Source organism: Aminobacterium thunnarium, from assembly GCF_055390565.1.
The window spans coordinates 95,182-113,130 of record NZ_AP042412.1 but is presented as its reverse complement, the minus strand read 5'-3'; the positions used below and the strand labels follow the sequence as shown (position 1 = coordinate 113,130).

Below are 17,949 nucleotides of genomic sequence, written 5' to 3'. Positions count from 1 at the left end.
ATTTTTCTGCCGGCTCTTTTTCAAATTCGAAATTACATAATGCTCAAAAAATGGCGTGCCGCTTCTTCAATATCTTCAGAACTGACTATTGCAGAAATAACCGCAACACCATCAACACCAGCTGCCATTACATCTTTAACATTTTTTTCCGTTATGCCGCCAATACCAACAGCAGGAATAGAAACAGCCTTTATGATTTCTCCTATTCGGGATACTCCAACCACATCGGCATCGCCTTTGCTTCCTGTCGGAAAAGCCGCACCAATTCCTATGTACGACGCTCCATTATGCAGTGCTTCCTGAGCTTCTTTCACTGTATGAGCAGAAACACCGACAATAAAGTCTTCAGGTAAAAAAGAACGAACGGATTCCAAAGGCAGGTCATTTTGACCAAGATGTACTCCATCAGCTTCTGCTGCTAAGGCAATATCTAAGCGATCATTAATAATTAAAGGAGCTCCATACTTGTGACAAATCTTTTTCATCGCAACAGCGATTTCAAAGAGTTCACGCCCATTTGACTGTTTATCACGTAACTGTATCAAAGTAGCGCCCCCTTTCAAAGCAGCTTCTGTCTGTTCCAAAAGAGTTCTTGGCGCCCCTATTTTCAAATCTGGAATAACATATAATCTCAAAAAATCTCTAACATTCATCTTTCTTCCACCTCTTTGCAAACAAAACGTTCGTCATATTCTGAGAAAGCACCTGGCGAAAGATGATATATTTCATCGATGAAAGCATTTTGAAAAGAAGCTGGACCTTCTACATTCCCTCTTTGAGATGCTCTTTCAGACGCTAGCGTAGCAGCAACAAGAGCCGTTGTCGCAGCAAGCTCGAAATCAGCTGTTACTGCCGCACAAGCAGCAATCAATGTTCCAACGACACATCCGCTGGCCGTTACTTGGGGAAAGAGACTATTCCCTCCTGGAAGCGAGAGAAGAAAAGGTGACGATTTTGTGACCACCATATCGTCTTCTCCTGTCGCAACAGCAACCACATCATAGCTGGAAGCTATATGCAAAAGAGCCCTTTCAATATTATCGCTGCCAAGAGAGTCAACACCGAGAACAGCCCCCTTTTCCTCACCTAGAAGGCTCATTTCTCCACGATTACCCTTTACTACAGAGACGACGTTGCTCTCAAGTATTTCTTTAACTATAGAAATACGAAAGGGAGACGCTCCATATCCAACAGGATCAAGAACAAGTGGTTTCCCCCTCTTTTTTATAACCGGCAAGACAGCACGCATAGAGTCGCAACTTTCAGTAGTTGGCGTTCCCGTGTTGATAAGGATGCTATCAGCTTGATCGGCAAAAAGAGGTGCCTCTTCCGTCTTTAAAGACATTAAAGGAGAAGCCCCAGCAGCCAAACACACATTCGCCTGAAAGTTTGCCGCAACCATATTTGTTATATGGTACACGAGGGGACGATGTTGCCTAACACTTTCCCAAACTTCAGAGAGATAAATGCCTTTATAATTTGCTCTCTTCTGCCTCATAGCCTCTTATCCACTCTGGTGTTACAGCGTGCCCCAAGGGGCCCCATCCATGGCCTGGTTTAAAGCTGTGGAGCAATGCCAAACGCAAGTATTGACGTCCAAGCGACACTGCTTCCAACAATTCTCTTCCGGCAGAAAGTTCAGCAGCTATAGCAGCGCTTAAAGTACACCCTGTTCCATGGGTATTTTGAGTATCAATGCGAGGATCCTCAAAAACAGTTGTTTTTCCCTCGCAATACAAGACATCAACAACTGTATCCTTCGATTTCTCAACGTCCATATGCCCACCCTTAACCAAAACAGCCTTCGGGCCCAAGCCGGAAATCAATCGAGCAGCTCTCTCCATATCTTCTGTAGTATGAACTTCTATTCCGCTCAGCTTCTCTGCCTCTGGCATATTAGGCGTCACGATTAAAGCAAGAGGCAAAAGCTGTTCTTTTAAAGCCTGAATTGCCGGATCAGAAATAAGGCTGACCCCACTTTGGGAGATCATAACAGGATCAACAACAAGATTTGATACCTGATAATTACGAAGAGCTTCACATACAACAGCGATAGTTTCGGGTCGGCTCAGCATGCCTGTTTTGGCTGCGCCAATTCTAAAATCGGACAAAACGGCATCTAGTTGAGCTGCGACAGTGCTGGGAGGAACGTCATGAACTTCTTTTACTGTTAGGCTGTTTTGTGCCGTTATTGCAGTAATCACAGACATTCCAAAAACACGAAGGGCGGCAAAAGTTTTAATATCTGCCTGAATTCCAGCGCCACCACCCGAATCACTTCCTGCGATAGTCAATGCATTTCCCCGATATAGTGCCAAAGAATGTGCACCTCCTCAAAAAATAAGGAGGAGCGTCCGTATTTCGGCGAACTCCTCCTGAATAAAGACTCCCTGCGCCGGCATTATCCGGATCTGGTTATAAGGGTCGAAAGTCTACCGACTTTCCTCTCAGCTTAGTGCTCCCCTGTAATATTTTTATTTACATTTGATTCTTATGTCGATCTAAATACTTTCCTTCAGTGGGTCTTCGTCCTCTTTCAATAAAAGCCACTTTCCCCAATCAAAGTGGAGCAACCCACTTACTACATAGATAGAAATGGCAGCGAGAGGCGCCGATGTATGTAAAACGGCAATGAGTCCCATAGCAACCATTCCCAAGAAAAGGAATTTCTTCTTATTCGTGTTGCCCTTACGAAGTCCCTTTAAATTGCCATATGGAACACTTGAAATCATAAGGATGCCAGTCCCAACTGCCAGAAAAGCAGCAAAAGCAGAAGGAATTGCAAGGCCAGCTATAACGAAAGAAGCCAGAAAAAGCCCCCCGGCAGGAATGGGCAATCCCTGAAAAGGTCCAGGGACATGAACGACATTGAATCGCGCCAAACGCAAAGCTCCACACAGAGCAAAGAAACAGGCAGTAAGCGCACCAGTGACTCCCGCAAACCCATTCAGATAATTGGTATACATGAGCATGGCAGGAGCAACACCAAAGCTCACCACGTCAGCAATACTATCGTATTCCAAGCCAAATTGTGTTCCGCCACCCAAACTCCGGGCAACTTTGCCATCCATAAAATCAAAAAAGACTGCAAAAAAGATAAGCCATGCTGCCGGAATAAAGCGCCCATGAAAAGAAAGAATGAGCGACAGCATGCCACACAGCAAGTTTCCACTTGTTACCATATTGGGCGCAATTTCTCTAAAAGAAAGATGCCGCTTTTTATTCATTTTCCTCATTACTCGCCGTCACTCCCAACACAGATTTTCCCGCCTTTACTTTCTGCCCCACAGTTACTGTGGACTTTACACTCAAAGGCAGATAGACGTCAACCTTAGAGCCTAATTTTATCATTCCAAAACGTTGTCCGCGTAAGATTTTTTCGCCCCGCTTCAGTCGACAAACAATTCTTCGCGCCAAGAAGCCAGCAATCTGTACAAGAAGAACTGGGCCATGATCTGTTCTCAATCCGACATACATGCGTTCATTCTCTTCAGATGCCTTAGGATTAAAAGCCATCCATTTTTTACCTGGAACATACTCTAGGAACTCTACTGTTCCTTCATAAGGGGCTCGATTGACATGCACATTAAAAGGAGACATAAAAATTCCAACTTTTAACGCCCGCCCAGTGTAGGGATGTTCCACTTCTTCTATTTCGACAACCTTACCATCTGCAGGAGAAACCCACATTTCGACATCTTCTGGAAGGTCTCTTTCAGGATCTCTAAAGAACCAAACAACAAGGGCAAAAAAGACACCCATAACAACGGCCATCCAGGGGGAGAGCAAAAAGCTCCCCCCTGTTAAAAATCCTGTAAAGATAATGAGAGGCCAACCATCACGAGCAATCATTACTCGTCTTCGCCCTCTTTTGTATTTACAACACTAGCATTAGCTAGAATATCGCCTTCATCCAGTCTCATGATAATACTCCCCATAGCAGTTCTTCCCAAAACAGGCGTGTCTGAAACTGCGAGCCGAATAATTCGACCTCTGCTGGTAATGGCCATGATCTCGTCATCTTCTGCAACGCTCCAGCAACCTACTATCATTCCTGTTTTCTCGCTTAGATTCATTACGATAACACCGCTACCACCACGATGCCGAAGAGCAAACTCTTCGTAGCGCGTTCGTTTTCCAACCCCTTTTTCGCTTAAAAGCAAAGGCCATCGGCCTTCGGCAACTACATCACACCCAATAACGTAGTCTCCCTGCCCTAAACGCATAGCCCGAACGCCTCTGGCCATGCGCCCCATAGGTCGGAATTCGGATTCATGAACACGAAGGGCCTGTCCCTGAGCCGTTACTATGAGCAAGTGATCGTCTCCCGACGTCAAGACGATTTCTGCGATTTCATCGCCTTCGTCAAGTCCTAAAACTCTCCGTCCAGCTCGTGTCAGATTTTTAAGTTCGGAAAGATCAAGTCTCTTAGCCGTTCCATTTTTCGTAATGAAGAAGGCATATTCTGCCCCCTCTACAGCACGGCCATGCATGGTCACCACTCGTTCCTCTCCTTCCAAGGCAACAAAGCGGTTAATTAACTTACCACGTCCGTTTTTCGATTCTGGAACCATATGACCTTTCAAGGCAAAGACACGACCCAACGAGGTAAAGAGATAGATATCTCTGTGAGTACTTGTCACAGCAACCAGAGCTATCTCGTCTTCTTCTTGCAAAGAAGCTCCCTTTCTTCCTTTACCCCCTCTTCCCTGGAGAGAGTACTCTTCAAGATCTTTACGTTTCAGATATCCATCTCTTGAAAGCACAACAACAATATCACTTTCAGGGATAAGGTCTTCTAAAGAGACATCTTCCACAGCATCTATAATGTCTGTTTTTCGCTCATTTCCGAAACGTTTTTTCATATCAAGTAACTCATCTTTAATGACTGTATCAAGAACCTTCGCGTTCCCCAGAATCGTCTGGAAGCGTTCTATATCTGATAAAAGCTGGGCTAACTCAGCCTCAAGTTTTTCTCGCTCCAGTCCAGTAAGTCTCTGCAAGCGCATGTCAAGAATAGCTTGAGCCTGAAGTTCTGAAAATTCTAGTTTCTCCACAAGCCCCTTCTTGGCTTCATCAGTGGTACTTGATCCTCGAATAAGAGCGATAACCGCATCAATAATATCGAGTGCTTTTACGAGACCTTCAACAATATGCGCCCTGGCCTGGGCTTTTTCCAGACGAAACTGTGTTCGTCTACGAACAACACTTCGCCTATGGTCAAGGAAAATAGAAAGCATTTCTTCTATAGAGAGTTCTCTAGGATGACCGTCCACCAAAGCTAAATTAATAGCGCCGAAAGTGCTCTGAAGTTGTGTTCGACGATAAAGCTGCCGCAAGACCAAATTAGGATCTGTATCACGATTGACTTCAAGAACAATTCGAAGGCCGTCACGGTCAGATTCATCACGAATGTCCATAACGCCATCAATCGTTTTGTCCTGAACATTCTTGGCAATTGTTTCAATAAGATTCGTCTTATTGACCATGTAGGGAATTTCTGTGATTACTACAGAGGTTTTACCTCTTTTTCCCTCTTCTACGTGGGTCTTGCCACGCATTGTAATTTTGCCCCGTCCCGTACGATAGGCATCTATGATTCCATCTCTGCCGATTATGACGCCGCCGGTAGGGAAGTCAGGACCAGGTAACCTTGCTAATATCTCTCCTATATCAATATGCTCTGGATCAACATCAATAATGTAACAAAGAGCATCAATAACTTCTCCCAAATTATGGGGAGGAATGTTGGTAGCCATTCCTACAGCAATACCCGAACTTCCGTTTATAAGAAGGTTGGGTAGCATTGCCGGAAGGCAAAGGGGTTCCTCGAGTGATTCGTCGAAATTAGGTCCCCAATCCACCGTATTTTCATTTATATCAGCAAGCATAAGCTCTCCAATTTCATACAACCGAGCTTCTGTATAACGCATTGCTGCCGCAGGATCTCCGTCAATAGATCCAAAGTTACCTTGTCCATCGACAAGGGGATAACGCATGCTGAAATTTTGGGCCATTCGAACCATAGTATCGTAGATTGCCGAGTCACCATGTGGGTGATATTTACCCATCGTTTCTCCGACGACACGAGCAGATTTCTTATACGCCGTATTATGACGAAGTCCCAACTCCGTCATGGCATAGAGGATTCTTCTCTGTACCGGTTTCAGCCCATCTCGGGCATCTGGGAGAGCCCGCCCTACAATGACGCTCATCGCATAATCAAGATAGCTATGCTTTATCTCCTCCACCAAGGGTAAAGGGAGGACTTTTCCAAATAGGGGCTCGCCTTTTTTCTCTTCCATATAGATTCTACCTCCACAATAAATTCCTAAAAAACAATCGAAAGAATAGCAAACTATAGTATTTTAACACGTTCGAGGCAAGCTTACTAAAAAAGGGAGAAGGCCTAAAAGCTCTCTCCCCCGCCATATCTCTTCTTAACTATTTACATTATTCACCATTTTTCACGGTGCACTCGCTCTTTATTTACACCTTCATGGGGAGCTTTATGTTCTGCCGGATACCCTAATGCAGCTATTCCAATAACTTTGACACCATCAGGAACTGCTAAAATAGGAGTTACGAGCTCTTCCCGGGGATGTCGATCCATAACTTTAAGCCATACACCTTCAAGGCCAAATGCCCTGGCTGCTAACAATATATTTTCGAGTGCGGCCGCTCCATCTTCAATCCAGGCCAAATCTTCCTCTGGACACGACAACGTATCGGCACAGACAGCAATAGCAAGAGGTGATTCATGTAACATTTTCCCCGAATCATGAGCTTCTGCGAGTTTGTCAAGAACTTCTCTCTGTTGTACAACAATGAAATGGCACGGCCTTCTATTATGAGCACTTGGAGCTGCAAAAGCTGATTCGAGAAGAATATCTACAATATCTTGATCTACCGTATCTTGAGTAAATTTTCGAATACTTCTACGCCCAAGTATTATTTGTATTGTCGTATTATCTCTTTTATTCACTGATATACACCCCTTCACCAGCCATTTACATGCAACGTTCCTTCTTCGATTCCCTTATGCGGATCCTTTTTCTCCTTTCCATACCCTAAAGCTGCAATTCCTAATACAGCGATATGGGCTGGTATGGAAAGAATTTTTCGAATAGCTTCTTCGCAACCTTCCGCATGCCGAACGCCAAGCCAAACACCATCCAAACCAATTGCATGAGCTGCAACAAGAATATTCTGCATGGCAGCAGAGCAATCTTCTTCCCAATAACGTCGGGCAAAATCATTTTTTTCTGGATTTCCACACACAATAATGGCAAGAGGCGCTTCAAAAAGCATTTTGCCATAGGGATGATCCTCCGCCAGACGATTAAGAATAGGCCTATCCGTAGCAACAACAAAATGACATGGACGGCTGTTAGCTGCGCTGGGAGCCGCCGACCCACATTCAATAAGAAGCTCTATTTTTTCTTTCTCTACAGGCTTCTCTTCAAAACGCCGAATGCTTCTTCTACCTAATATTGCACGAATTGCTTCATGATCTCTGATTCCCATTGCTTTCACCGCCTTTTTTCTCTCTTTGTGCATAGCCCCTTTTCCTCAATCCTGGCCATATTTCAGGAATAGTTGCTTCTGGAAAATCTTCAAGTTTTTTACCTGCTGCTCCACGCAGAAAATTATCAACCCACCAATAGACATCCCGTTCTCGTATGGATTTGCACATTCTTTTCATTCTATTCCTTTTTTCCGTTTCATTCATTGTAACAGAGTAATATATAGCATCGGCAGTACTCTCTACATCATAGGGGTTAACGAGAAGAGCTCCGTTACGAAGCTGGGAAGCCGCTCCCGCGAACTCGCTTAGAATCAAAGCTCCTTTGTAATGAGGCTGACAAGCACAATATTCTTTACAAACGAGATTCATTCCGTCTTTAAGAGAAGTAACCAACGCTACATCTGCTGCCCTGTACATCGCTGCCAATTCCTCCTGATTCACTGTTCCGTAACGATAGAGAACAGGGATCCAAGCCGTTGTAGAAAATCGTCCGTTTATTTGACTGATAAGCTTTTGAGTCTCGTCACGAAGCACACAATATTCCACAACTCCTTCACGACTCGGAATCACCAATTGGAATAGAGTCACTTTCCCCTGGAGTTCTGGATATTTTTCGAGAGCCCGAGCAAAAGCTCTCAATTTCTCAGGTAAACCTTTTGTGTAATCAAGCCTATCAACTCCAAGCATGAGGCAATCGCCTGAAATTTCTTTACGTATCTCTTGAGCACGCAGCGCAGCGTTTTTTGTCGAAGCCAAAGAGCGAAATTTTTTATAATCGATGCTGATTGGAAGACTACCTACTCGAATTCTGTTATTCCCAATCGCTAGTTCGACAATAGCCCCACGCCCTATGACATGAGCTGAAGGGGAAAAAGATTTTACACATTCAATAAAGTTTCGCCTGTCACGAAGAGTTTGGAAACAGAGGAAAGAATAACGTTGAAGCTCTTTTATCAGCATTTTACGCCATGGAAGTTTCATAAAGATATCAGGGGAAGGAAAGGGAATATGTAGGAAAAAAGCTGTTGGGCGTTGCACACCTAATCGCTCAAGCCTGCCTGCAAGCAGCATTAATTGATAATCGTTAACCCATATAAGGTCTTCTTCCAATGAGTGTTTTGCTACGATAGAGGCAAACTTATGGTTGACACTGACGTAGGCGTTCCAATATTCGGCCTTAAAACGGCAGTGAGCCTCCAAATCATGAAAAAGAGGCCAAATTATGGAATTGGAAAAACCGTAGTAATAATCATCAATATCGCTCTTCTCAAGTAAAACGGGAACTATTCTGAATCCAGTCTCTTCCGAAATGGGGCCCAAAACATTTCGTAAAGCTTTTAAACTTATTCTCTCTTTTGTTCCCGGCCACCCTATCCACATTCCGCCGCGATCTCGCAATACAGGGGTAAGAGCCGTTACAAGCCCGCCAGAACCTGGTTCCACGAACCATGAATCTTCTCTCTTCTGCAAAATTATAGGCAAACGATTGGAAACGACAACCATACGGTGGCTATCAGCATTAGTCGTGGTTCATCTCCCCTCTCTTCTCTTGCAGACATCTCTTCCAACATCTGAAAAAAGATAAGACCTCGCATGGAGGAACAAGCCTTACATCAGCTAATGTTTGTCGATCTTCATCTGAGACAAGAATTCCCATACATCTTTTCTGCAAAACCGCAAAGGCATCTTCATCAGTAGCATCATCACCTAAATAAGCACAAATAGAATCTGGATATGCACTTAGTATTGTCTTGACAGCCTTCCCCTTATCAAATCCTGGTGCTAGAATTTCTACTCCTCCGTTAAAAGAAAGAATTTTTAAACCATACTCGACCTGTAACTTACTCCAATACTCCATAATTTTTTTGAGTTTATCTTGATAAAGCGCAATATTCCTGCCTCTCCAATGAAGTGCCAAAGAGACATATTTTCTCTCGATCCATGTCTGAAGAGACTCTTCCATAGCCTTTTGCCAAGCTTTTTCAAGCCCCGCTTCGTATAATGGAGCAAGATTTATTCTATGAATAATGCCATCTACTGTCATACGTTCTGCACCATGATATCCCCAAATCTCAATGCCTGTTTCCAATTGCGAAAGCTCTTTAACTTCTGCTATAGACCTTCCTGATATCAAGACAACGATTCCTGAAATTGCTATAACAGTGCGTAACTCTTCAATCACTCCAGGCCAGGGGAAAGCCTTATCTCGTTCTGATGTAAAGGGAGCAAGAGTTCCATCATAATCACATAATAAAAGAGGCGGCTGTTTGCTCTTCATCATTTCTTGCCAAAAAATTGAAGGAACTTCACGCATTGTCATGATGTCATACACATTTCAAAGTCATTTGAACTATCTTGAGAAAGACAGAGCATTAGAGCAAGAAGGGCACGAAGATGAGTTGTAATTAAAAAATTCTCTTGTACATATTCGTGAGCATTTTGCCCCATCCGTTTGCATCGTCTTCCATGTGCAAGAAGATAGCGCAATCGAAGGGCAGCACCTTCTGCAGATTGCACACGAAAACCGTTGTAACGATTTATAATTTGGAGACGAATTCCACCAACATCTCCGCCAATAACTGGTTTATATTTCCACATTCCTTCAGCAACAGTAAGTCCAAACCCCTCTCTGATCGATTTTTGAATAATCACATCTGCGGCAGCCTGTAGTGCATTAATAACTCTGTGGGCATCAGAAGGAAGCTCTATTACATGAATATCCGAATCATCAGAGGCAACATTTCTAACCTGTTCAAGAACAGCCCCTGCTTCTGGATCATCTGTCGCGCCTCCTCCCGCTAAAACAAGTTGCATGTCGGCATGTTGTTTTGCCATTTGATACCCTTTAATTACCCCAAGAGGATCCTTAAAGAGGTCGAATCGTGAAATTTGAACTATAAGAGGACGTGCTCTGTTTATTCCAAAACGTTGGCAAACATCATCTACCTCCCGTTCAGAAAGAATAATATTTTTTTCGCTGAGGGGATCAATACTTGGAGGGATAAGATACTGGGAGTGCGGTAAATGCTGGGAAAAATCAGCAAGAGAGAAAACGGAGGCGTCATAAGAAGATACAATGTGACGAAGCATTTTCCAAACGTTCCTATTGGGAGAACTTGCATCTATATGACAACGCCAAATCCATTTTCCCCTCCGTTTAGGACACAAAGAAAGAAGAGGCGCAGGCTGCGGATCATGAATAAAAACAAAATCTGCATCTTCCAAACGATCTCGCATTTTCTCCGCGTTTTCTCTATTTGTCTCAATATATATTTCACGATATGACTCTGGAAAAGGAACTTCTAATCCCTGCAAGGCATTATGAATAGACTTTGTCGCAACAAAGAAAGATTCAGATCCTTCTATAACCTCCCAACGTGTTTCGATGCCTAATTCATTCAAAAGAGGAACCATACATCGTAAAATTTCTGCAACGCCACCTCCTTTTCGCGTCGAATTAACATGAACCACTTTTTTGCCCTGAAGGAAATTTGCAAAACGGTACAAACTACTTATAACCTGTTCTCCTGCGATAGACCCATATTGTTCCAAAAGCTCTGTCATAGCCTCTCTACCCCCTCTATGACAAGACTTTTCCCGAGAATTGCCACTATCTTTTCCCGAAGCTCCGTAAGAGAATACAAATACGGATCAAGAATGGACAATTTTTCTCTCGCCTCAGCAGTCGTTTCTCCAAAATGTTCAAGCCATCTAGAGAAATCATCTCTTCTATCTTCCCGAACGCGACGTTTCGCCTCTATAAAGTGGAAAAAAATACTTCCCCGGCTCGAAGAAGCTACTGCTTCAGCTAAATTCTCAGGGCTCTCTGCCACCAGAGAGGTCTCTACGATAATCAGTTGTGTCTGTGTAAAATGAAAAGCTCTATCGGCTTGCTTCCAGCTCATAAAATGTTCTGATGAAAGAGATTCGTCAAGAAGATCGATAAGGTCATCTCTAAGTTCCTCTAAATCTCCTTTGTAATCGGGGCTTAAAGCACTTAATTTTTCAGAAAGTGCCGTTTCATGAAGATATTCTCGTGTCCATGATGCAAAATCGTTAACATATTCAGATTCGGGAAATTGAGGGCTGAGGATTCTTCCCCAGAAATGGTAATGCAGGCAACTTATAGGAACTTCTTCTATCCCCTCACGAAGCTCTTGGAGATTTCTAGCCTGGATTCCCGTACTGATAGGAATAAGAGTACATTCTTTGAACTGAAAGTTTCCGTTTTGCACAAAAGCGACCATAGAATATCAGCCTCCTTTTTGAAAAAGACAAAGCTGAGTTTTCTGTATTTTTGGTGTAGTATAAATATGCAGTAAAATTGTAACACAGATAAAAAAAGGGAGGGGACAACGAAAATGACAGGAAGAGAAGTTGCCATTCTTGTAGAGGAAAATTTTAATGATCTTGAATTTTGGTATCCTTATTATCGTCTTATTGAGGAAGGATTCTTCCCAATAGTTGTAGCTCCTGTTGCACCCCGTCATTATATGGGGAAATACAATACTGCAGTAGACGCAACATACTCACCTCAAAGCCTTATGGAAAACTTGCCCTCGGCGGTTATCATTCCTGGAGGTTGGGCTCCTGACAAGTTGAGAATGTCTGTTGAGATTGTTTCATTAGTAGCAGAAATGCATCGAACTCGAAAGGTCATAGCCAGTATTTGCCATGGGGGCAGCGTTCTTGTCTCAGCTGGCATACTTCAAGGACATCAAGTAACATCTTTCCCCAGCATAAAAGATGACATGCAGTGTGCTGGAGCGATATGGGTAGATGAACCAGTGGTTATATCCGACAAATTAATAACGAGCAGAAAGCCATCGGATCTGCCTTTTTTTACAAAGGCAATACTCGAAGCGCTCGGGAAAAAGTAATATGCTCCATCGAAACAGAATTTATATCTATTCGCTATCTGCCTGGAAGACCCCGTAAACAAGTTTTTCCAGAGCACGTTCTATTCTGTTCCATCCAGCTTCAGAACGAATGTCTATGTCGAGGTATGTCTGAGTCGTCTGACTTCGCAGCATAAGATATGTTAGGCCTGCAGAGAGTAAAGCGACAATAGCCGATGTATCAACAGAAGAGTGACAATGAGATTTTTTCATTTGCTCAACAAGAGCAATGCCCTGTTTTTTTCTTGCAGGAGCAGTTTCTTCTGATAGTTCGTTTTGCGAAAGTAATTCTCCTTTTAGTATTTCTTGCGCAAGAACAGAATTTTGCAGTTTTCTAATGTACCCTTTTAACAGGAATAGGCTTGATTCTGCCATATTTTTTGTTTCTTCTCCACATTGTCTCGCTTCTTGTACTATCTCATCAAAAGAAGGCCAGGATGTTCCCTGAGCAACAAATGCTTTAAGTAATTGTGATAGACCGCCAAAGTATCGATAAATTAATGTTTTATCGACTCCAGCTTCTCGAGCAATACGATTAATTCCTAGCTCTTGGAAACCCTCTTGAGAAAGAATTCTTTCTACTGCTTGCAAAATTTTCTTTTTTGTAAGCTCCTTATTCCTGATGATCCTCACCCCTTTTCTCATAATTAATGTACCACAAAGTCACTTATTACGTGGATGACCTCAATATTAATAAGTTTAATTATTCTTTACAGATTTACTATACCTTGAAAAAAATTTCAATTATAGATATACTCAGTTTTGCATATGTTTTTAAGTTGCTTCGAAACTCTAGTCACGCTATTTAAGATCAACAGATGAGAATCTGTTCCTGAAATAGCTCAACGTAGAGTTTGTACAATTAAATAAGCTGCTTTATCTGTCGGCCTGATCGAAAAGCCCGATCAGCAAAGAAGATGAAAAACAGCAGGTGTACCCCTTGTATTGAAGGGAATATACCTGCTGTTTTTTTATTTTTAATCAGAAGGGGGATGAATTGACAAGACGAGACACGGCACAGGCATTACAATACTCATTTGTTTGAATTCAAAAGATCGGGGAGAAAAGGATGAAAATCGTTTCAATTCAAACAGGGAATATGTCACTCCCATTGAAAAAACCTTTTAAAACTGCAGTTCGCTCGGTAAATTCTATTAATGACGTGGTCGTAAAAATAGAAACAGATGCAGGTGTTGTCGGTTATGGAGAAGCTCCTCCTACCGGTAAAATCACCGGCGATACTACAGGTGCAATTCTTGGAGCTATCAATGATCATATTCGTCCGTCTCTTATCGGAAAAGACGCAGAAGACCTGGAAGGAAACCTTCAAGCCCTTCATGAATGTATTATCGGGAATACAAGTGCAAAAGCAGCTTTAGATATGGCTCTTTTTGATATTTGGGGCAAGAGCTTACACGCACCTCTCTATAGACTCTTCGGAGGAAACAAAAAAAGTATAGAGACTGATGTAACCATAAGTGTTAATGAAGCCGATGAAATGGCAAAAGATGCAATAAATGCTGTTAACGGAGGGTACAAAATCTTAAAGATCAAAGTAGGGAAAGAAACGGAAAAAGACTTTGACCGTATTCGAGCCATACGAGAGGCCATAGGATACGATGTCAAGATTCGCATTGATGCCAATCAAGGCTGGCAACCCTCAGAAGCTGTACGCATTTTAACAAGAATGGAAGATGCCGGGTTTGACATAGAACTTGTGGAACAACCGGTAAAAGCCCACGATTTAGGTGGCATGGCTTATGTTACAGCAAGCACCTATATTCCCGTTGTTGCAGATGAAAGCGCATGGAGTCCCGAAGACGCCTTAGAAATTCTGAAGCGCAAAGCGGCAGATATGATCAACATAAAATTAATGAAATGTGGCGGCCTTTCAAACGCCATAAAAATTATTGCTATCTCCGAAATATTTGGAGCAGAAGTCATGTTAGGAAGCATGTTAGAAGGTCAGATTAGCGCCAGTGCAGCTGTCCATCTCGCTCTCGCCAAAAGCAACATTACTCGTATCGATATAGATGGCCCCCTGCTTTGTTCTTCATTACTAGATGTTGGTGACGCCCGTTTCATAGGTCCTGAAATCGTTTTAGGAGAAGATGCCGGGCTGGGAATTACAAATGTACCCGGCACACAATGGAATTAAAAAAAGGAGGGCATTATTATGGAGCATGGAACATTGTTAGGTCTTATTCCTCTTCTTGTGTACATCGTATTATGCTTTAGTCGTTTCGGGCAGATTTTTGCTGTTTCTGTAGGTATCGTTGTGGCAGCAATCATAGGCCATCATGGGATTATGGACATTGCGCAAGGATTAAGAGGTGGGCTCGGTTCCTTTTTAGGGTATATAGGCCTTATTATTTTACTCGGCGGCGGATTGGGACAAGTATTAAAGAAAACAGGCGTTGTAAAAGAACTTGTCTATATGGTAACGCGGAGAATGAACGTAAACTCCCCTCAAAAGGCATTTTTAGTCACGATGACATGTTCTGTTTTCATCGTCAGCTTACTTGGAACATTGGCTGGCGGAAATGCTATTTTAGCTCCCATATTGATTCCTATCGCAGCCTCCGTTGGAGTCACACCTAATGCAATGGCAGTATTGCTTCACGGAGCAGGCGCTTCAGGCCTATTTCTTGGGCCCTTTACTCCTCCTATGGTTGCATTAATGGAGTTTACCGGACTTTCATATCCTCAGGTTTTGCTTAACGCAGGATTGCCAATATCTGTAATCATGTGGATCGTAACTTTCTTCTGGGCATCAAGAGTTCAGAAGAAAACAGCTGGTAAAAATCATTATTCCGAAGCTGACATAGAAAAAATTGATGCCAATGAACTGAGATCTACCCCTCATGTAAAACGAGCCACATTTGTTTTTCTTGTCACAATGCTCTGCACCGTAAGCTACGGAATCTATATAGAGGGCGGCTCTACATTTGTTGTTGCCGTCATGATTCTTGCTTCTCTTCTCACAGGCCTTGCTGGGCGTCTTCAGATTGTAGAGATCATTGATGCTATCTGTGAAGGCGCCAAGGGACTTATTTGGCTTTTCTTCTTCTTCGTATTGCTTGATCCTTTCATTAACTTCATTTCAGACACAGGTGCTTTCCAGGCTTTAGCCACAATGCTTGAGCCTCTGGTCAAACAGAGCGGAACTGTAGGCTTCATCGGCCTGTCCACCTTGGTTGGCATTTTTGGTGTTCCAGGAGCTGCCGTAGCTCAGGCAGAGGTTATAAATAAAATGTTCGGACCGCTGGTTGAATCACTCAACGTCCCCATGACGCTATGGGTTGTTGTTCTTCTGGTTGGATCTCAAATGACTTCTTTTGCCGTTCCAGAAGGAGATATGCAGGGGCAAATGGGACTTGCCAGATCTGACGATCTTAAGTCCGTACTATGTAACGGTTGGCTCATTGTTGTTTGCACCGTTATTTATGTTCTTATTCGAGCAATTATAGTGGCGATGTAAGATGAGCTGGAAAAAGCAAATAGAACAAGTTCTCATTTCAAAAGGGATGACCAATAAGGCTGGAATCATTATCAAAGATATTAAAAATGATGAAACTTTTTCTCTCAACGGAGAGCAATCGTTTCCCTCTGCCAGTCTCATTAAGCTTTCTATACTATGGACTCTTTTCTCCAAGGAGAACGCAGAGGAGTTATCTCTTAATGAAACCATTACATTAAAAGAAGCGGATAAAGTGGAAGGTGGTCTCCTTCATCTTTATAAAGAAGGGGCAAAACTTCGCCTTGAAGACCTTGCTCTTTTGATGATCGCAGTTAGCGACAATACGGCAACAAACCTTATTATAGATCGACTTGGCATTGATCAAATCAATAACGAAATCAAAAAGCTAGGGTTAAAAGGAACTATACTTGGACGAAAAATGTTAGATTTTGAGGCTAAAAAAGCAGGAAAAGATAACTACACGACACCAGAAGATATATCAAATCTTCTGGGAAAGATACTAACAAGCACATCTCTTCCCGTTTCACGTAGAAAGAGAATGTTGGAGATGCTCTCTGCTCAAAAGCTAAATATTAAACTTCCTTCTTTAGTTCCCTTCAATGACGTTGATGAAATTGAAGGCTTCCTCGCTCATAAGACGGGGGAACTACCTGGCTCAGAACATGATGCAGGAATTTTCTTCTACAATTCAGATCATCCCATTCTTGTCACTGTACTGACAAGGAACCTCTCAAACAGAGTAGCTGGAGTTGATCTATGCGCCCAAATAGGAGCCATTATTTTCGAACATTTTGGGAAAGGCTATTTCGACGCATAATAACAAGGGGCTGCAACAATGCAGCCCCTTGTCTCATAAGATAAAGCAACGTCGTTATTTTAGAGTCCTTCTCGATATTTCTTCAGTGCATCTTTATATGCAACCTGTATAGCCTTTTTAGACGAACCGAAGTATCGTGACTGAATTTCTTCTGTTATTTCTTGTTCATCTTGAAGCAAATAGCGTCCTACAAAAAGGTCTCGAATAAAACGGTGAGTAACATCAAGAGTAACAGAACTCTGACAATCCAGGATAAGAGATGATTCTCTTTCTACAATGAAAGAAATAAAGAAAGCATTAAATTGAAAAGTAATTGGGTTATCGCTTGTCGTTCGTGAGTTGCCTACAATGAGAACTGAATTGTCAGGATAATACTTTTCCATACGCTTCACCTACGAAATATATAGCACAAAATTATAGATAGTCAACAAATTTGACTATTTCTAGAAATTCATCCCCATAACCCGCATTAACCAAGCATAAGAATTCTTCATAAGATATGGGTTGAAGGCAAAAATAACATAAAAGCCCATTGCCATAATAGTATGTAGAATAGAAAAGAATCCTCGATACTCCTCTTTTCTGGCCACGACACCTAAAGCACCCTCGCAAATAAAGAAAGCGGAAAGATAATAAATCCATCCTTTCGTTTCTGGAAGCTGAGCAAAGCGCATAGCTCGAAGAACAGAATATGCCGACCACGCCGTTAAAACATACATCTGGGTAAAGAAAAGAACTATTCTTAAAAGAAAGGAAGTACCTTGAACATGAAGAGATCGCGTTTTACCACTTTTTTTGTTTTCCAAACCTTCAAGTAAATCGTAAACTGATAAAACTCTTGGAACAATATAGCGGCTGTACGAACTTGATAAAACCCAGGCCCAAAGAATAAACGGTAGAGCGAACTTGATATAAAGCACAGATGTTCCTCCTCCCCTAGAACCTTTATATTGCTTATTTATTTTACATCATCTTCGCAAAGCCGATACTAAATTAAGGGGTAAATCTGGGAGGTGATTTATATGGATGCCGTAAATGCTGTTCAAAGTGCAAAAGCACAGGAAGTTTGTCAAAACGTTATGATGGCAACGCAAGCATACACATTAAAGAGCGTCACGCAGCTTCAAGAAAAGATGATGGCCCAACTTTTTGAAAGTATGGGAATAGGGCAAAATTTGAATATTAAAGCATAACGTCTCTATCCAGAAACCCCTTGTAAAGATGG

At 42.4% G+C, this 17,949-nt stretch carries 20 protein-coding genes and 1 riboswitch; of the genes, 5 read left to right on the top strand and 15 right to left on the bottom strand.

Features of this window, described 5'->3' with window-relative positions:
- Positions 1–32: 32 nt before the first annotated feature.
- The 12 genes from thiE to ACZ5GY_RS00425 all read right to left on the bottom strand — a co-directional run bounded on the left by thiE (position 33) and on the right by ACZ5GY_RS00425 (position 11,775).
- The gene (gene thiE, locus ACZ5GY_RS00480) at positions 33–653 is read right to left on the bottom strand and encodes a thiamine phosphate synthase (RefSeq protein ID WP_213689885.1); all 621 of its coding nucleotides are present in this window, start codon (positions 651–653) and stop codon (positions 33–35) included.
- Positions 650–1,498 carry a hydroxyethylthiazole kinase gene (gene thiM, locus ACZ5GY_RS00475; RefSeq protein ID WP_213689886.1) on the bottom strand — a complete coding sequence of 283 codons (849 nt, stop codon included), beginning with the start codon at positions 1,496–1,498 and terminating at the stop codon, positions 650–652. Before thiM ends, thiE begins: the two co-directional genes overlap by 4 nt.
- Positions 1,473–2,318 carry a bifunctional hydroxymethylpyrimidine kinase/phosphomethylpyrimidine kinase gene (gene thiD / locus ACZ5GY_RS00470; protein WP_213689887.1) on the bottom strand — a complete coding sequence of 282 codons (846 nt, stop codon included), beginning with the start codon at positions 2,316–2,318 and terminating at the stop codon, positions 1,473–1,475. The genes thiM and thiD overlap by 26 nt, the downstream gene beginning before the upstream one ends.
- Positions 2,319–2,370: 52 nt before the next feature.
- Positions 2,371–2,475, bottom strand: a riboswitch (TPP riboswitch).
- 26 nt (positions 2,476–2,501) lie between these two features.
- Positions 2,502–3,236, bottom strand: coding sequence for a CDP-diacylglycerol--serine O-phosphatidyltransferase (pssA, locus tag ACZ5GY_RS00465; RefSeq protein ID WP_213689888.1), 735 nt, complete (start codon positions 3,234–3,236; stop codon positions 2,502–2,504).
- Entirely contained in the window at positions 3,220–3,852 is a 633-nt protein-coding gene (locus ACZ5GY_RS00460) for a phosphatidylserine decarboxylase family protein (protein ID WP_213689889.1), read from the bottom strand. The genes pssA and ACZ5GY_RS00460 overlap by 17 nt, the downstream gene beginning before the upstream one ends.
- Positions 3,852–6,305 carry a DNA gyrase subunit A gene (gyrA, locus tag ACZ5GY_RS00455; protein ID WP_213689890.1) on the bottom strand — a complete coding sequence of 818 codons (2,454 nt, stop codon included), beginning with the start codon at positions 6,303–6,305 and terminating at the stop codon, positions 3,852–3,854. The genes ACZ5GY_RS00460 and gyrA overlap by 1 nt, the downstream gene beginning before the upstream one ends.
- Positions 6,306–6,457: 152 nt before the next feature.
- Positions 6,458–6,985, bottom strand: a complete 528-nt coding sequence (locus ACZ5GY_RS00450) for a nitroreductase family protein (RefSeq protein ID WP_213689891.1) — start codon at positions 6,983–6,985, stop codon at positions 6,458–6,460.
- Between the two features lie 14 nt (positions 6,986–6,999).
- Entirely contained in the window at positions 7,000–7,527 is a 528-nt protein-coding gene (locus tag ACZ5GY_RS00445) for a nitroreductase family protein (RefSeq protein ID WP_213689892.1), read from the bottom strand.
- On the bottom strand, positions 7,508–9,031 hold the full coding sequence (locus ACZ5GY_RS00440) for an alpha,alpha-trehalose-phosphate synthase (UDP-forming) (RefSeq protein ID WP_213689893.1): 1,524 nt from the start codon (positions 9,029–9,031) through the stop codon (positions 7,508–7,510). The genes ACZ5GY_RS00445 and ACZ5GY_RS00440 overlap by 20 nt, the downstream gene beginning before the upstream one ends.
- A 16-nt stretch (positions 9,032–9,047) precedes the next feature.
- Positions 9,048–9,848, bottom strand: coding sequence for a trehalose-phosphatase (gene otsB, locus ACZ5GY_RS00435; protein ID WP_213689894.1), 801 nt, complete (start codon positions 9,846–9,848; stop codon positions 9,048–9,050).
- Complete coding sequence (locus ACZ5GY_RS00430) at positions 9,845–11,092, bottom strand: glycosyltransferase (RefSeq protein ID WP_213689895.1); 1,248 nt, start codon at positions 11,090–11,092, stop codon at positions 9,845–9,847. Before ACZ5GY_RS00430 ends, otsB begins: the two co-directional genes overlap by 4 nt.
- Positions 11,089–11,775, bottom strand: coding sequence for a DUF5752 family protein (locus tag ACZ5GY_RS00425; RefSeq protein WP_213689896.1), 687 nt, complete (start codon positions 11,773–11,775; stop codon positions 11,089–11,091). Before ACZ5GY_RS00425 ends, ACZ5GY_RS00430 begins: the two co-directional genes overlap by 4 nt.
- A 114-nt stretch (positions 11,776–11,889) precedes the next feature.
- On the opposite strand from ACZ5GY_RS00425, the gene ACZ5GY_RS00420 reads away from it, so the two are divergent.
- Positions 11,890–12,408 carry a type 1 glutamine amidotransferase domain-containing protein gene (locus tag ACZ5GY_RS00420; RefSeq protein ID WP_213689897.1) on the top strand — a complete coding sequence of 173 codons (519 nt, stop codon included), beginning with the start codon at positions 11,890–11,892 and terminating at the stop codon, positions 12,406–12,408.
- Positions 12,409–12,435: 27 nt separating this feature from the next.
- Here the strand turns inward: ACZ5GY_RS00420 and ACZ5GY_RS00415 are convergent, their stop codons facing one another.
- Positions 12,436–13,017, bottom strand: a complete 582-nt coding sequence (locus ACZ5GY_RS00415) for a TetR/AcrR family transcriptional regulator (protein WP_464111911.1) — start codon at positions 13,015–13,017, stop codon at positions 12,436–12,438.
- Positions 13,018–13,495: 478 nt separating this feature from the next.
- Between ACZ5GY_RS00415 and ACZ5GY_RS00410 the strand changes: the two genes are divergently transcribed.
- The 3 genes from ACZ5GY_RS00410 to ACZ5GY_RS00400 are packed head-to-tail and all read left to right on the top strand — an operon-like array spanning position 13,496 to position 16,724.
- Positions 13,496–14,584: a dipeptide epimerase gene (locus ACZ5GY_RS00410; RefSeq protein WP_213689899.1), complete on the top strand. Its 1,089-nt coding sequence runs from the start codon at positions 13,496–13,498 to the stop codon at positions 14,582–14,584.
- Between the two features lie 18 nt (positions 14,585–14,602).
- Positions 14,603–15,907, top strand: coding sequence for a GntT/GntP/DsdX family permease (locus ACZ5GY_RS00405; RefSeq protein WP_213689900.1), 1,305 nt, complete (start codon positions 14,603–14,605; stop codon positions 15,905–15,907).
- A 1-nt stretch (position 15,908) separates the two neighbouring features.
- Positions 15,909–16,724 carry a serine hydrolase gene (locus ACZ5GY_RS00400; RefSeq protein ID WP_213689901.1) on the top strand — a complete coding sequence of 272 codons (816 nt, stop codon included), beginning with the start codon at positions 15,909–15,911 and terminating at the stop codon, positions 16,722–16,724.
- A gap of 59 nt (positions 16,725–16,783) precedes the next feature.
- Here the strand turns inward: ACZ5GY_RS00400 and ACZ5GY_RS00395 are convergent, their stop codons facing one another.
- Both ACZ5GY_RS00395 and ACZ5GY_RS00390 read right to left on the bottom strand, forming a co-directional pair.
- Positions 16,784–17,107: a DUF3870 domain-containing protein gene (locus ACZ5GY_RS00395; protein WP_213689902.1), complete on the bottom strand. Its 324-nt coding sequence runs from the start codon at positions 17,105–17,107 to the stop codon at positions 16,784–16,786.
- 60 nt (positions 17,108–17,167) lie between these two features.
- The gene (locus ACZ5GY_RS00390) at positions 17,168–17,644 is read right to left on the bottom strand and encodes a hypothetical protein (protein WP_213689903.1); all 477 of its coding nucleotides are present in this window, start codon (positions 17,642–17,644) and stop codon (positions 17,168–17,170) included.
- A gap of 102 nt (positions 17,645–17,746) precedes the next feature.
- On the opposite strand from ACZ5GY_RS00390, the gene ACZ5GY_RS00385 reads away from it, so the two are divergent.
- Complete coding sequence (locus ACZ5GY_RS00385; RefSeq protein WP_213689904.1) at positions 17,747–17,917, top strand: hypothetical protein; 171 nt, start codon at positions 17,747–17,749, stop codon at positions 17,915–17,917.
- Positions 17,918–17,949: the final 32 nt, after the last annotated feature.